This window comes from Aquitalea sp. FJL05 (assembly GCF_003852595.1).
In the GTDB taxonomy this organism is placed as follows: Bacteria; Pseudomonadota; Gammaproteobacteria; order Burkholderiales; family Chromobacteriaceae; genus Aquitalea; species Aquitalea aquatilis.
On record NZ_QAJS01000026.1, the window covers coordinates 1 to 1,209 of the forward strand.

Below are 1,209 nucleotides of genomic sequence, written 5' to 3' on the forward strand. Positions count from 1 at the left end.
CTCAGGGCAGCGACAGCGCCAAGCTGGATACCACCGCGCCGTCCGCCCCGACCGTAGTGATTGCCACCGACGCCAAAAACGATGGCTTCATCAATCAGGCTGAGCAGGGCAGTGCCACCACTGACACCGTCAATATCGGCCTGCCGGCAGATGCCAAGGCGGGCGACACGCTGAACGTCACCATCAATGGCGTGGCGCAAGCTGGTCATGTACTGACCGCCGCTGAAATCAGTGCCGGCCAAGTCGTTCTGACCCCGACCGCACCGGCTGAAGGTGGCACGCTGAACGTAGCGGCCACCATCACTGATGTGGCGGGCAATACCTCGGCTCAGGGCAGCGACAGCGCGGTACGCGACACCACCGCCCCGTCCGCCCCGACCGTGGTCATCGCCACCGACGCCAACAACGACGGCTTCATCAACAAGGCTGAGCAGGGCAGTGCCACTACCGATACGGTGAACATCGGCCTGCCGGCGGACGCCAAGGCCGGTGACACGCTGAACGTGACCATCAACGGTACCGCTCAGCCGGGTCATGTCCTGACCGCCGCTGAAATCAGCGCCGGCCAGGTGGTGATCACCCCGACGGCTCCGGCCGAAGGTGGCACGCTGAACGTAGCGGCCACCATCACCGATGTGGCGGGTAACACTTCGGCCCAAGGCAGCGACAGCGCGACGCTGATCACCAGCGGCCCGCTGGCCAGCATCACCGTTGACCCGGTCACCGCCGACAATGTGCTGAACATCGCTGAAACCAGTGGTGCGACCGTCATCATCACCGGCACTGTCGGTGGTGACGTCAAGGTTGGCGACACCGTCACCCTGACCGTGAACGGCCACGACACCACCGGCCAGGTCATCGATCTGGGCAATGGCAAACTGGGCTACACCATTGCCGTCAGCAGCACAGACCTGAAGGCTGACAGCACGGTACACGCCAGCGTTACCACCACCGATAGCCACGGCAACAGCAGCACCGCCACCGGCAGTGACAGCTATGGTCTGGACCTGAGCGCACCGTCGGCCCCGACCGTAGTCATTGCGACCGATGCCAACAACGACGGCTTTATCAACAAGGCTGAGCAGGGCAGCGCCACCACCGACACGGTGAACATCGGTCTGCCGAGCGATGCCAAGGCGGGTGATACGCTGAATGTCACCATCAATGGCGTGGCGCAAGCCGGTCATGTACTGACGGCTGCTGAAATCA

Annotated in this window: 1 protein-coding gene; it reads left to right on the forward strand. The window is 63.5% G+C overall.

Translation table 11 applies throughout. The features are described 5' to 3' along the window. Positions 1-1,209 (forward strand): Ig-like domain-containing protein (locus DBR44_RS19380; protein ID WP_124645620.1); only part of this gene is annotated, 1,209 nt, incomplete at both ends.